We start from the raw sequence: 13,932 nt of genomic DNA, 5'->3' as shown, positions 1-13,932 counted from the left end.
CGCAAGCCGCAAGCTTCCGCCGCAGAGCCCGCGTCTATCGCGAGCGAGACACAGGCATCAATAACCATCTCGGCTCCAATGACTCCACTGATGGATGCTGTCCATCTAAAGAGCATGATAAACGCAACCTTACTGAACCTTCTGCCAGCTCAAGAAACATCGCCCACGCATCTGCATCAAGCCATGCATTACGCCTTATTGGGTTCAGGCAAGCGCTTGCGCCCACTGCTTACGCTTCTGGCTGCGAACGTGGCCACTGACAGCCGCACCCTCCGTATGGCCTGCGTATCGGAACTGGTGCATACCGCTTCGCTGATTCTCGACGACCTGCCCTGCATGGACGATGCGACTATGCGCCGCGATCGCCCCTGCACGCACATACGCTTTTCCGAAAGCACAGCCATTCTTGCCTCAACCAACTTCCTCAACCTCGCGTACGGGGTTATCGCCGATTGCCCCAACGTGGATGCTTCCACCAAAGTCGCCGTGAGCGCTCATCTCAGCCATGTTATTGGTTCTATGGGATTAGTTGGCGGGCAGGTCGCTGATTTACAAAATCAGCCCGTGGGCTCCAAGAGCGCCATTGAGCAACTCTACCACCAGAAAACAGGTTGCCTGTTTGAGTTTGCTGTCGTCACCGGTGCACAACTTAGGGGGGTGGATGCAGAAGTGATAGACGCATTGACGCGCTTTGCCCGTGCCTTTGGTCTGCTGTTTCAGCTTTACGATGATATGTTGGATCACAGTACCTTTGTGCATGAGACCGGTAAGGACGTGCAGCAGGATACGGCGAAAACCACTTTGCTTTCTCTTTATACACCGGAAGAAGTTAGCGGCGCATTGAGCAATGCACAAGCCATGGCAAGAGAGCAATTGAGTAGAGCAGGATACGATGAATCCTTACTCGCAGCGCTCGTGGAACAACAGTTCGTTACCTTTAACGGTGCGGCACAAAGGCTTGGGGTTTAGACCTTGCGAATGACGACGACTGCAGCACTCACCATTGATCGACTACGGGTTGTCTACGGCAGCCACAGCGCCTTAGACGACGTTTCTTTACAGGTACGTCCAGGCGAAATACTCGGCATCCTCGGGCCTAACGGTGCCGGAAAATCGACATTGTTGCGCGCCATCACCGGCAAGCTGCGCCCCACCTCTGGGCAAATATTCATTGCAGGAAAAGCGCTTTCTCCAGGTAAGGCCTATCAGCATTCCATCGGTTTCACCCCCCAGTTCCTGGGTTTATACCGGCACCTGACGGGGCGGGAGAACCTGGAGTTTTTCGCGCGCTGCGCAGGTGTCAGCCGCCACCAGGTGCCCACACGGGTCAGCCAAGCGCTGGAAGAAATCGAGTTAACAGACAAAGCCCATGTGCGGGTGGATCACTTGTCTGGTGGTATGCAACGACGCTTACACTTGGCAGCCACCCTGGTCTCCCGCCCCTCTCTACTCGTGCTGGACGAACCCACGACCGGGGTCGATCTGAGTGTGCGCATGTCAATCCACGACCTTATTCGCCGCCGCGCCGAGCAAGGGGCGGCCATGGTAGTTGTTACTCATGAGTTAGATGAAGCTGAAGTGCTATCCCACCGCGTCGCCCTTCTTCATCAAGGCCAACTAAAAGCCTTGGCCGAGCCCCAGACGTTAATACAGGAGACCTTCGGCAACCGTCAGCTGTTCGTTGTGCGTACGGCTCACATGTTCTCCCCGGCACTCTGTGGGCGGCTGCAGGAGATCGGCTTTCGCCCTCGCAGTGATGAGAGTAGTGATGAGAGCAGTGAATGGTGGCTCCAAAGTGACCTACCGCTGGATAGGGTGATCAATCACCTCTACCGCGGCTTGGGCGAAGCACGTGATGCCATTGCCGAGGTTTCGGTACGCCGACCTGGATTAAAAAACGTGATGCAGCACTTTACCGGTGCCCGAACCGACTCTGCAGCGGAGACGGTGCCATGAGGGCAATTTTTCGGGTGATGGCCCTGGGCTTGTGGCGAGACCGCGGCGCGTTACTCCTGGCATTCGCTCTGCCCAGCCTGGTATTCGCCATCTTCGCCAGCATCTTCTCCGGCGCTACGGAAGGCGACCTGCACTTGCGGGTAGGGCTCGTGGTGGAAACAGAAGATCCGGTATTGCAAGACTTCGCGCAGCACCTGACACAGTCCGAAGAGGTGGAGATGACGGCTCTGCCCAATTCGAGCCGTGCCCAACTGCTTGAGGAGGTGCGACAAGGCAATTTCGACACAGCCGTGATCATCCACGGGCAATCAGACAATAACAACCGTCCGCTGTTTACCATCGTCAGCGAACCCACTCGTGAAATTGCCGCCCTCTCTTTACAAGGCTGGCTGCGACAAAGCCTAGCCTCCCAACAACCACAGGTTCTGGCCCAACGTCTTGCGCAAAGCACAGAAGCGTTGGTTGATGGCTTCTCGCCCGAGCAACAGGCGCGCTTGGACGCCGCTTTAGAAACAATGGCCCGAGAATCGGACAGCGCAGCCGCCGAAGACGCGCTTATCGAGTTTCAACCCGTCTATGGGCAGTCGCCAGCGTCTATATCTGGGCTTAGCGGTATTGCTTACTATGCGGGTGCCACCACTATTTTGTTCTTGTTATTGTCCGCCGTGAACGCTGGCATGGTCAGTTTGGAAGAGCGCCAAAACGGTATCTCCGAACGCCTTCTACTGAGCAAAGCGGCGCATTCACGGTTACTGCTGGGACGGTTTCTGTTTTTGTTAAGTCTGGGATTTTTGCAGGCTAGCGCTATATTCCTGGTTGCCAGGTTCGGTTTTGGACTACAGATAGAGAGCGCTTTGGCGAAAGTCATTGTCATGGCACTTGCCTGCGCCGCCGCTAGTGCCGGGCTGGCACTTTTACTCCTGTCGCTGTGTCGAACAACGCAACAGGCGACCACCTTTTCTTCGTTTTTTGTGCTCATTATTTCCAGCGTCGGCGGCTCAATGGTGCCACGTTTTATGATGCCTGACTGGTTACAGACGGTGAGCCTGTTCACGCCGAATGCCTGGGCTATTGAAGGTTTTTATGGGGCGTTGATTCGCGGCGATAGCTGGTCTCAGCTAGCCCAGCCCGGCGGCATTTTGACCGCCGTGGCACTGGTGTGCCTGCTTTTAGCTGCCCTCCCCTTATTCAAGACGCCGGCCTAAGAGAGGTTGTAAAACATGATGGACTGGTTCTGGACGTTCATGCTGGTGATAGCGGCTTTCCTGGGCATGGAAGTGTTCGCCTGGTACGCCCATAAGTACATTATGCACGGCTGGGGCTGGCGCTGGCACAAATCCCATCACGAACCCACTGAGGGCGTGTTCGAGAAAAACGACCTGTATGTTGTTGTGTTTTCGCTGGTGGTGGTCGGCATGTTTGCTGTGGGGGATCTTTACTGGAAGCCTCTCATGGCCATCGCATCAGGCATTACGCTGTACGGCGTCGCTTACTCTCTGTTTCACGACGGTATGGTTCACCAACGCTGGCCGATTCGCTGGCAGCCGAAGAGCGGCTACTTGAAGCGTCTGGTTCAAGCTCACCGCATACATCATGCCGTACGTACTCGAGAGGGTGCTGTGTCCTTCGGCTTCCTTTACGCGCCAGATGTCAGAAAACTCAAAAAACGCCTACAGCAGCAACGGGCTGCACCGCCAGCGGGAGCGCGACATGACCGATGACAGTATGGTGAAACGCAAGAATGATCATCTCGACATCGTGCTGGACGCTCGTCGGGCTAACACGTCGACCCTTACGGGATTCGCCGACTATCGCTTCGTCCATTGCGCCTTGCCACAGTTGCACTTGGACGATATCGATCTAAGCACACGATTTTTCCATAAAACAGTGAACGCACCGCTGTTGATCAGCTCCATGACCGGCGGTGCCGAGCGGGCCAAAACGATCAATCATCACCTGGCAGAAGCCGCCCAACACCTGGGTATCGCCCTGGCCATCGGCTCCCAGCGAGTCGCTCTGCAGTCTGGCAACGATCATGGCCTGACTAAGCAGTTACGACGCATCGCCCCGGATATTCCCCTGCTTGGCAATATCGGCGCAGGTCAGCTACGGGAGCCCCAGGGGATCGACTGGGCGCGCCGGGCGGTGGAGATGATCGAGGCCGATGCATTGATCGTCCATCTCAACCCCCTTCAGGAGGCAGTGCAACAGGGCGGCGACAGGGACTGGCGTGGCGTGCTTCAGGCCATCGGCACGCTGGTCACGTCGCTCGAGGTGCCGGTGGTGGTCAAGGAAGTCGGCGCGGGTATCTCCCCCGAGGTGGCCCGGGCGCTGGTGGAAGAAGGCGTGGCGATGATCGACGTGGCCGGCGCGGGCGGCACCAGTTGGGCGGCGGTGGAGGCGGAACGCGCGATAAATGAGACCCAGCGCCGGGTCGCCATGGCCTTCGCTGGCTGGGGCACCCCCACCGCCCAGGCCATTCGAGCGGTGCGCCAAACCCTGCCGGAGACGCCGCTGATTGCTTCCGGCGGCATTCGCGATGGGGTGGACGCCGCTAAGGCCATACGCCTGGGCGCGGATCTGGTGGGCCAGGCCGCGGCAGTGCTCGAGAGTGCCACCGAATCCAGTCAGGCGGTGATCGAGCACTTCGAGGTGGTCATCCAGCAGCTGCGTATCGCCTGTTTTTGTACCGGCAGCGCCGATCTGCATGCCTTGCGGGCGGCGGTGCTGCTGGATGATCGCGACGTCCCTCTGGAAGCGCCCCATGGCTAGGTATATCGCCGTCATCGCCCCTGTCCTGCCGCGCCGGTCGCTGGCGACGAGATATGACTCATGAACGCGCCGGGCCATGACCTGATACTGGTGGGGGGCGGTCTGGCCAACGGCCTGATCGCCCTGCGCTTGATAGAGGCGCAGCCAGGGTTGCGACTGCTGATGTTGGAAAGCGAAAGTCGCCCCGGTGGTCATCACACCTGGTCGTTTCACGATGGCGATCTCTCCGCAGCCCAACATGCCTGGCTGGCGCCCCTGGTGGGTCGTCGCTGGCCGCGGCACCGGGTGATTTTCCCGCACCGCGAGCGCCTGTTGAACGGGGGCTACTCCAGCATTTTCTCCCGGGATTTCGCCCACGTTCTGGAAGAGGCCCTGGGCGACAGCCTGTGGGTCGACACGCGCGTGGCCCGCCTTTCCACGGATAGCGTGGAGCTCGAGGATGGCCGGGTGCTGCACGCGAACGCAGTAATCGACGGTCGGGGCCCCGCCGACAGCGCTCACCTGACCCTCGGCTATCAGGCATTTCTCGGCCGGGAAGTCCGTCTGGATAAACCCCACGGCCTGGAAGAACCGATCCTCATGGATGCCAGCGTGCCCCAGCAGGATGGCTACCGGTTCGTCTACGTGCTGCCGTTCAGCCAAGATACTCTGCTGATCGAGGATACCCACTACGTGAACCGCCCGGAGACGGACACGGTCCAATTGCAAGAGCATATCGACGCCTACGCGCGGGATCGCGACTGGCGGATCGTCGAAACCCTGCGAGAAGAGAGCGGCGTGCTGCCGATCATCCTGGCGGGTGAGTTCGCTGCCTTCTGGCAGAACGCCCAAGGCCAACCGCGAAGCGGCCTGCGCGCCGGTCTGTTCCACCCCACCACCGGGTACTCCCTACCCCAGGCCATGGGTCTGGCGGAGCGCATCGCCGAGCTTGGAAATATCGATGCGGCGTCGCTGTTCCAGGCCATCCATGCCTTCGCCGCCCGGGAATGGCGACACCAGGGCTACTTTCGCCTACTCAATCGCATGCTGTTCCTGGCGGGCCGCCCGGAGCGGCGCTGGCAGGTCATGCAACGCTTCTACGGTCTGTCAGAACCGCTAATCGAACGTTTCTACGCCGGACGCCTGACCCGTGCCGACAAGGTGCGCATCCTGATGGGCAAACCGCCGGTGCCGCTTGGCGAAGCGCTCAAGGCGGTGCGGGCGAATTCCCCACAAAAGATTTCATCCACCTTCTTCGGAATACGCTCATGACCCAGCCTCAACGTGCCCTGGTGATCGGCGCCGGCTTCGGCGGCCTGGCCCTGGCGATTCGCCTGCAGTCCGGCGGCTACCAGACCACCCTGCTGGAAAAGCGCGACAAGCCCGGTGGCCGCGCCTATGTCTATGAAGACCAGGGGTTCACCTTCGATGCCGGTCCGACGGTGATTACCGACCCCTCCGCCCTGGAAGAGCTCTTTCGTCTGGCAGATAAACACATGGCAGATTATGTCGAACTGCTGCCGGTCACGCCCTTCTACCGGCTATGCTGGGAAGATGCCCCAGCCTTCGATTACGTCAACGATCAGGCCGCCCTCGAGCGACAGATCGCTGAGCGCAATCCCCGGGATGTGGAGGGCTACCGGCACTTCCTGAGCTATTCGCAGGCGGTGTTCGAGGAGGGCTATCGCAAGCTCGGCGCCGTGCCCTTTCTGGCCTTTCGCGACATGCTCGCCGCCGGGCCACAGCTGGCGAAGCTTCAGGCCTGGCGCAGCGTCTACTCCATGGTCTCGAAATTCATCGAGGATCCGCACCTGCGCCAGGTCTTCTCCTTTCATTCCCTGCTGGTGGGGGGCAACCCTTTCGCCACTTCTTCCATCTATACCCTGATCCATGCCCTGGAACGGGAGTGGGGCGTATGGTTTCCCCGGGGCGGCACCGGCGCCCTGGTGCAGGGCCTGATCCAACTGTTCGAGGACCTCGGCGGCACCCTCGAACTGAACGCGGAAGTGGCACGCATCGAAACCGCAGGGGATCGGGTGAACGGCGTCACCCTGACGGATGGCCGGCATTTCCCGACGGATGCACTGGCCTCCAACGCGGACGTGATGCATACCTACAGCAAGTTGTTGAGTGGGCATTCCCGTGGCACCCGCCAAGCCAGGGCCCTGGGCCGCAAGCGCTTCAGCATGTCGCTGTTCGTGATCTATTTCGGCCTGGATCGTCCACCGCAAGGCCTGGAGCACCATACGGTGTGCTTTGGCCCCCGCTACAAGGAATTGATCGACGAGATCTTCAACGCGGACACCCTGGCGGAGGATTTTTCCCTCTACCTGCACTCCCCCTGTGTCACCGACCCGAGCCTGGCACCGGAAGGCTGTAGCGCTCACTATGTCCTGGCACCGGTGCCGCACCTGGGCAAGGCGAACATCGACTGGGAAACCCAGGGGCCGATATACCGCGACCGCATCCTCGACTATCTGGAGCGCCACTATATTCCTGGGCTTCGGGAGCACCTGGTGACCTGTCGGCACTTCACCCCCCTGGATTTTCGCGAGGAGCTCAACGCTCACCTGGGTTCCGCCTTCTCCCTGGAGCCGATTCTCACCCAGAGTGCCTGGTTCCGGCCTCACAACCGGGACGCCAAGATCGACAACCTCTATCTGGTGGGGGCCGGCACCCATCCCGGCGCGGGGGTGCCTGGAGTGATCGGTTCCGCCAAGGCCACTGCGGGCCTGATGCTGGAGCGACTCGATGACCGATAAGCTAGGACAGCATGCCGCGCAGACGATCGCCGTGGGCTCCAAGAGTTTTGCCACCGCCGCCAAGCTGTTCGATCCGGCCACTCGTCGCAGCGCCCTGATGCTTTATGCATGGTGCCGCCACTGCGACGACGTGATCGACGACCAGCAGTTGGGCTTTCGTGCTCAGGAAACAACGAGCGAAAGCAGCGAGACGCGCCTGAACGAGCTGCGACACCTGACGCGTCGCGCCTATGCCGGGGAGCCCATGCAAAGCCCGGCCTTCGCCGCCTTTCAGGAGGTGGCGCTCGGCCACGGAATTCCCGAGCGCTATCCCCTGGCTCACCTGGACGGCTTCGCCATGGACGTGGCACAGCGGCGCTATGTCACCCTCGAAGACACCCTGGACTACTGCTATCACGTGGCCGGCGTGGTGGGCATCATGATGGCCTGGATCATGGGCGCGAGGGATGAGGCGACCCTGGATCGCGCCTGCGACCTGGGGCTGGCCTTTCAACTAACCAATATCGCCCGGGACATTATCGAGGATGCACACATCGGTCGCTGCTATCTGCCGGCACAGTGGCTGGAGGAAGCCGGCATTCCACGCCAGGAGATAACCGCGCCAAGGCATCGTGAGGCCCTGGCAGGCCTGGCCCGACAACTGATCGAGCGGGCGGAACCCTACTATGACTCCGCCCGCGGTGGATTGACGGCCTTGCCGCCTCGCTGCGCCTGGGCCATCGGCACCGCCCACGGCGTCTATCGGGAAATCGGGATCAAGGTGAAAGCGCACGGTGCTCGGGCCTGGGACACGCGCATCTCGACCGGCAAGGTGGACAAGGCGCGCCTGCTGTGTCTGGGACTCGCTCACGCGGTGGCATCCCGCTGGCAAAAGCCAGCGCCAAGGTCTAGCGGTCTCTGGCAGCGCCCAGCGTAGCGGCTTTCTTCATGGAACCCCCTTGCTTTTCCAGCAGTTGGCGCTGATACAGCCACAGTGATCTCCGGTTATGCCCCCGCTGACACCAAAACCAATCGGCATCATTCGATCCCGGGCGGATGCGTCAGACCTTTATTCCGAACAGCTTTTCTGCATTTCGGAACGCAATCTTTTCCTTGGCTTCACGGGGCAGATCCACCGCCCGAAACCAGTCGGTTCCTTGCTTCATGTCTGCAAACGGGTAATCCGTTCCAAACATCACCCGATCCACACTGATGTACCTCAGCAAAAGATGAAGCAGTTCATCCTGGAAGAATGCGCTGGTTGTGTACCAGAAATTGTCACTGAAATATTGCCCGATAGGCTTGTTCAGCGAGTCTTCCGTCGACTCGCTCATATCTCCCACGATACGCTCGTAGTAGAACGGAAGGCCCTCTCCCATATGGCCGATAATCATCTGCAGTTTAGGAAATTTATCGAACACCCCAGTGATGATCAGGCGAAGACATTGAGTCAGCACCTCCTGGTGCCATCCATATCCTGAACCGCTGAAAATGTAGTTCTGGAACAATTGGTCATACCCTGGCCGCACGGTGTTGTAATAAATATTGAACACGTCTTCCGGGGGGAAGCCTGGATGCAGGTATATCGGCACATCAAGCGCCTCGGCGCGCGCCAGAATGGGCTCGAAATCCGGGTGGTCGAGGAATTTGTTGCCAATGAACCCATTGGTCATGGCCCCCACAAAGCCATCTTCCCGAACGGCGCGTTCCAGTTCGTCCGCTGATGCTTCCGGGTTCTGCAGAGGCAAGGTTGCATAGGCCTGGTACCGCCCCGGATGGGTGGCCATCGGGCCATCGGCAATCATCTTGTTGAGACGATAGGCAAAATCGATGCCCTCCTGACCGGGGACATTCTGCACGCCCGGCGTATGGGCGGAGAGGATTTGAACATTGATCCCCGCCTTATCCATTGCGCCGATGCGGCCAGGGCCGAGTTCGGCAAGACCCGTTTCCCTGAGGTACTCTACGTGTTGATCGTTAATCGCGTTCAGCGCGATCAGTTCCTCGGTGGTATAGGTCTCTTCCGTGGCGATAAAGGGCAGATCCTGGTCTCGCAACGCGATGACCGATTTCTCTGTCGCGGCAGCACTGGAGATAATGGCAGGCGCGGACAACCCGGCACCAACACCAAGTGCCGCCGCGCCAGTTAGAAAACTACGGCGTCCCATTGTCAGGCTCTCTAGGGTTTTTTCGATCTGTTTCATGACAATTTCTACTCCGATGTTTGCGTTGCGTGGTTTGGGGGCAGCTTGAACCGCCCCAGGATATTGCCGATGTCATCCACGTAGCTGTACGCCACCGGGATAACCAGCAAGCTCAGAAGTGTTGAAGTGAGCAGCCCACCAATGACGACAAAGGCCATGGGAGCCCGGAAGCTGGGATCGCCAGCCCATCCTAGGGCGATCGGCATCATGCCCGCCCCCATGGCAATGGTGGTCATCACGATGGGCCGGACACGTTTTTTGCAGGCATCAACAATGGCGTCCACACGTTCCAACCCATGCACCCGACGGGCGATGATGATGTAGTCCACCAGCAGGATTGAGTTCTTGGTGGCGATGCCCATCAGCATGATCAATCCGATCATGGCGGGCAGCGACACGGGCGTCTGCGTGAGGAACAGCGCCAGGAAAGCCCCAGGTACGGAGAGCACCAGCGCCACCAGAATAGTGACCGGCTGCATGAAATCCTTGAGCAGCAGCACCAGCAACATATAGATACACAGCACGCCGGTCAGCATGGCAATCCCGAAGCTTGAGGCAAGCTCCTCCATTTCCTCTGCATCGCCTTCTGGTGTCTGAAACACGCCGCGTGGCAACTGACGTAAACTGGGCAGTGCCTGCACGGCCTGTTCAATTTCCCCCAAAGGCTGCCCTTGCAGGCTCACCTCGAAATTGACGTTGCGCAGACGGTCGTGCCGGGTGATTTCCGAAGGGCCGCTGCTCCACTCGAAGGAGGCAACACTCTCGAGTGGCACCCTCCTCCCATTAACACCAGGCACAGGCAGCCGTTTAAGGGTCGCCATATCCTCCCGAGCGGCATCCGCCAGCCGGACCATCACCGGCACCTGACGCGAGCTTAAATTCAACTTAGGAAGATCCTCAGCGTTATCGCCCACTGTCGCGATGCGCAGCGTATCGGCGATGTCCTGAGCCGAAACCCCAAGGTCGGCGGCGCGGGCAAAATCAGGGCGTACAATGAGTTCAGGCCTGACCAGGCTGGCCGTCGAACTCACCGCGCCTATGCCGGGAATGGCGCGCATCTCCCGCTCGACTTGGCGGGCATGCAGTTCAAGCACCCGGCTATCCTCACCGGCGAGCACCAGCTCATAGCCATCCCCCTCGTCGCCTACGCGAGTTCGCACACCAGGAAGCGTGGCGAGTGCAACGCGTAACTGCTGCTCTATGTCTTGCTGCGTAACGCCCGCGCGGGTTGCGCGATCCGACAAACCAACGGTCAGCTCAACCGAGGTCACATCAGAGTCACTGCTGCCAGAGCCCTCACCGACAGCCGCGAAGACGCTAACGACATGGCGTTGTGTCACCAGGCGTGAGCGTGCCTGCTCGGCAAGCGCCGCCGCTTCAGAAAAGGTGCTACCGGGCGGCAAGGTGAGCGTCGCCTGCGTCTGGGAATCATCATCGGGGGGTATGAAGGTACCCGGCAGGGTCGAGGCCAGCCAGATACCTCCTGCAAAGCAGGCCGCCGCCGCGAGGAGCGTTGTCTTACGGTGGCGCAGGCACCAACGGGCGACGACAAGATAGACGCTAATCCACGCTGGATCGCGCGAGGGGTGTTGGGGTTTGCGCAGCAGATACGCAGCCAGCATGGGCGTCAGCAGACGTGCCACCAATAGCGAAAACAGCACGGCTACCGAGGCCGTCCAACCGAACTGAACGAAGAATTGCCCGACGGTGCCGCTCATAAAGGCCGTGGGCAGAAAAACGGCAATCAACGTAAAGGTGGTGGCGACAACGGCCAAGCCGATTTCTGCCGCCGCATCCATAGCAGCCTGGCGCGGGGGCTTGTCCATTAGCAGGTGCCGTTCGATATTCTCAATCTCGACAATGGCATCATCCACCAGCACCCCGATCACCAGCGAGAGCGCCAGCAACGTCACCACATTGAGCGAGAAGCCCATCAGATGCATGAAGGCGAAGGTGGGTATGATCGACAGTGGCAGTGTGACCGCCGCAATCAGCGTGGCCCGCCAATTGCGCAGGAAGCAGAACACCACCAGCACCGCCAGCGCCATGCCCTCGAATAACATATGCATGGAGCCCTGGCAGTTCTCCAGCACCGGCCCGACGAAATTAAAGGCTTCTTCGATCTCTATATGAGGATATTGCGCCTGTAATTCCGCGAGCGCGGACTGCACGCCCTCGGCCATATCCACCTCGCCGTACCCCTCGGCACGGGTCATCTCGACGCCGACGACGGGCGCGCCATCAAGCAATGCTATCGAGCGCCGCTCGGCCACGGTATCGGTGACCGTCGCCACCTCATCAAGGCGAATACGGCGACCGTCGCTGAGTGCCAGCTCCATCGTCGCCAGCTCAGCTGCGGATGCAGCGTTGGCGATGATGCGCACGGCCTGTTCGGCTCCGCCGACATCCACGCGCCCACCGGGCGCCTCCAACTGCGCCTGGCGCAGCTGGCGTGAGATATCCAACGCTGTCGTGTTCATCGCCAGCAGGCGATCCGGATCCAATGCCACGCGGACTTCGCGATCGACCCCGCCGATACGCCGAACCGAGCCAACGCCTGGCACCGACAAGACGGCCTTGGTCATTTTGTCATCGACGAACCAGGAGAGTGCCTCATCGTCTAGATCGGAGGAGCTCACCGCGTAGCGTACAATCGGCTCACTGAAAAACTCCCCCTTCCGAATCACTGGATCACGCAGGTCGGCGGGTAGATCCGAGCGCATGCGAGCAACAGCGTCGCGCACATCCTCAAGAGCCTCTTGCAAGGACTTTTCCAGCCGGAATTCGATAGCGATATCGGCATTACCATCCGTCAGCGTTGTAGAGATATTTTTGACGCCGGAGACGGTAGCAATGGAGTCTTCGATCTTGCGGGCAACCTCGTTCTCCATTAAGGCGGGGGCCGCCCCGGGCAACGAGGCGGAGACCTCTACGAGGGGCAGTTGTACATCCGGCAAGTCCTGAATAAACAAGCCTCGGAAGGAGATGAGCCCCCAGAAGGTCAATAGGATGAAGAGCAGGATCACCGGAATAGGATTGCGAATCGCCCAGGATGAGGTATTGAGCGTCATACCCCCTCCTCGGCGTCGGTCTCAACCACCCGAACCTGGTCACCGTTTCCCAGAAAAGCACCGCCCGAGGCGACCACCTTGGCATCGGGCTCAAGCCCGTCGCGAATTTCGATGCGATCATCCGTTTGCTGACCAAGGGCAACTTTCTGCTCCGTTATTTGGCCTTCATCGCTGACGCGATGGACGTAGCCAAAGCCATCGCGTAGTTGCACCGCAGCTCGGGGTAGCGTCATTACTTGGCGGCTGCCCAGTTCAAACTCTCCCCGCGCAAACATTCCCGCCCGGGCAACGTCGCTTAACGGTAGGTCGACATAAACCAGACCATTGCGTGTCGCGGTGTCCACTAGCGGCGCGATGGTGCGCAATCGCCCGTCGAGGTCGTAGCCGCCAGGCAGGCTTATCCGGGCAGTCTGGCCTGGTCGCAGCTCATTCAGATCGGAAGCGGCGACCTCGGCCCGCCACTCCAGCCGACCGTTGCGCGTCAATCGGAACAGTTCCTGATCGGCGCCGGTAACAGCGCCAACAGTGGCCGTGCGGGAGGTAATCAAACCGTCCTCTGGGGCGACCACCTGCGTCTGAGCCAAGCGTAGCGCTTGGACTTCATTCTGCGCTTGCGCAACGCCTAGTCGCGCCCTGGCGGTGAGTTCGGCGGTTTCGTATTGCTGAATCTGCTGCTCTGAAAGCGATCCCGTGGTTTTCAAACTTCGGGCACGCTGGGCATTGGCATTCGCTTCCGCAAGCGTTGCCTCAGCTTCCGCCACGTCAGCCCGGCTCCTCGCCAGCTCTGCGCGCACCGTCGTGTCGTTATAAACGGCCAGCACCTGCCCTTCCGTGACCTCATCACCCACGTCTACCTTGACATCTACCAGCCGTAGGCCACCGATTTCGGTACCGATAATGATCTCCTGCCACGCAGCGATATCACCATTGGCCGCAATCGTCGTCGAAAGCGTCTGAGGTTCTAATGTCGTCACGTTGACGGATAGTGAGGGCTGCGCCGTCGGTTCGGCGACGGCATCGCTTTCCGACGACACCGCCTGCATACATGCCAGCGCGGCAGCGCTAGCGATGACGGCAATCGTAATGCCGAGATACATCTTTCCGGTTGGAGGTGACATAATTCAGGCCTGTCTCAAATTGTTCAGTTCGTTGATGAAAAACGACATCAAGCATTTCTGTTGAACAACTATCGGCCTGTATTCCTTTCTC

At 59.8% G+C, this 13,932-nt stretch carries 11 protein-coding genes; 8 read left to right on the top strand and 3 right to left on the bottom strand.

What is annotated here, in order from left to right; all coding sequences use genetic code 11:
* Positions 1-90: 90 nt before the first annotated feature.
* The 8 genes from JI62_RS14040 to crtB are packed head-to-tail and all read left to right on the top strand — an operon-like array spanning position 91 to position 8,385.
* Positions 91-969 carry a polyprenyl synthetase family protein gene (locus JI62_RS14040; protein WP_170938556.1) on the top strand — a complete coding sequence of 293 codons (879 nt, stop codon included), beginning with the start codon at positions 91-93 and terminating at the stop codon, positions 967-969.
* A gap of 9 nt (positions 970-978) precedes the next feature.
* Positions 979-1,956 (top strand): heme ABC exporter ATP-binding protein CcmA, encoded by a 978-nt coding sequence (gene ccmA, locus JI62_RS14035; protein ID WP_088700744.1) that lies wholly within the window; start codon positions 979-981, stop codon positions 1,954-1,956.
* Positions 1,953-3,161: an ABC transporter permease gene (locus tag JI62_RS14030; protein WP_088700743.1), complete on the top strand. Its 1,209-nt coding sequence runs from the start codon at positions 1,953-1,955 to the stop codon at positions 3,159-3,161. The genes ccmA and JI62_RS14030 overlap by 4 nt, the downstream gene beginning before the upstream one ends.
* 15 nt (positions 3,162-3,176) lie before the next feature.
* A complete protein-coding gene (locus tag JI62_RS14025) occupies positions 3,177-3,677 on the top strand; it encodes a sterol desaturase family protein (protein WP_240513253.1) in 501 nt (166 codons plus the stop codon).
* The gene (gene fni, locus JI62_RS14020; protein WP_240513252.1) at positions 3,604-4,728 is read left to right on the top strand and encodes a type 2 isopentenyl-diphosphate Delta-isomerase; all 1,125 of its coding nucleotides are present in this window, start codon (positions 3,604-3,606) and stop codon (positions 4,726-4,728) included. The genes JI62_RS14025 and fni overlap by 74 nt, the downstream gene beginning before the upstream one ends.
* A gap of 60 nt (positions 4,729-4,788) precedes the next feature.
* Entirely contained in the window at positions 4,789-5,979 is a 1,191-nt protein-coding gene (gene crtY, locus JI62_RS14015) for a lycopene beta-cyclase CrtY (protein ID WP_088700741.1), read from the top strand.
* A complete protein-coding gene (locus JI62_RS14010) occupies positions 5,976-7,469 on the top strand; it encodes a phytoene desaturase (protein ID WP_088700740.1) in 1,494 nt (497 codons plus the stop codon). The genes crtY and JI62_RS14010 overlap by 4 nt, the downstream gene beginning before the upstream one ends.
* Positions 7,459-8,385 carry a 15-cis-phytoene synthase CrtB gene (gene crtB, locus JI62_RS14005; protein ID WP_088700739.1) on the top strand — a complete coding sequence of 309 codons (927 nt, stop codon included), beginning with the start codon at positions 7,459-7,461 and terminating at the stop codon, positions 8,383-8,385. Before JI62_RS14010 ends, crtB begins: the two co-directional genes overlap by 11 nt.
* A gap of 124 nt (positions 8,386-8,509) precedes the next feature.
* Here crtB and JI62_RS14000 read toward each other — a convergent pair whose 3' ends face one another.
* The 3 genes from JI62_RS14000 to JI62_RS13990 are packed head-to-tail and all read right to left on the bottom strand — an operon-like array spanning position 8,510 to position 13,841.
* Positions 8,510-9,652, bottom strand: a complete 1,143-nt coding sequence (locus tag JI62_RS14000) for an amidohydrolase family protein (RefSeq protein ID WP_088700738.1) — start codon at positions 9,650-9,652, stop codon at positions 8,510-8,512.
* Positions 9,653-9,660: 8 nt separating this feature from the next.
* Entirely contained in the window at positions 9,661-12,723 is a 3,063-nt protein-coding gene (locus JI62_RS13995; RefSeq protein WP_088700737.1) for an efflux RND transporter permease subunit, read from the bottom strand.
* Positions 12,720-13,841, bottom strand: coding sequence for an efflux RND transporter periplasmic adaptor subunit (locus tag JI62_RS13990; protein WP_240513251.1), 1,122 nt, complete (start codon positions 13,839-13,841; stop codon positions 12,720-12,722). The genes JI62_RS13995 and JI62_RS13990 overlap by 4 nt, the downstream gene beginning before the upstream one ends.
* Positions 13,842-13,932 lie beyond the last annotated feature (91 nt).

It is taken from the genome of Halomonas campaniensis, assembly GCF_002211105.1.
GTDB classification, from domain to species: domain Bacteria; phylum Pseudomonadota; class Gammaproteobacteria; order Pseudomonadales; family Halomonadaceae; genus Vreelandella; species Vreelandella campaniensis_A.
Note: the sequence above shows the minus strand (reverse complement) of the source record. Positions and strands in the feature narration are given on the sequence as shown.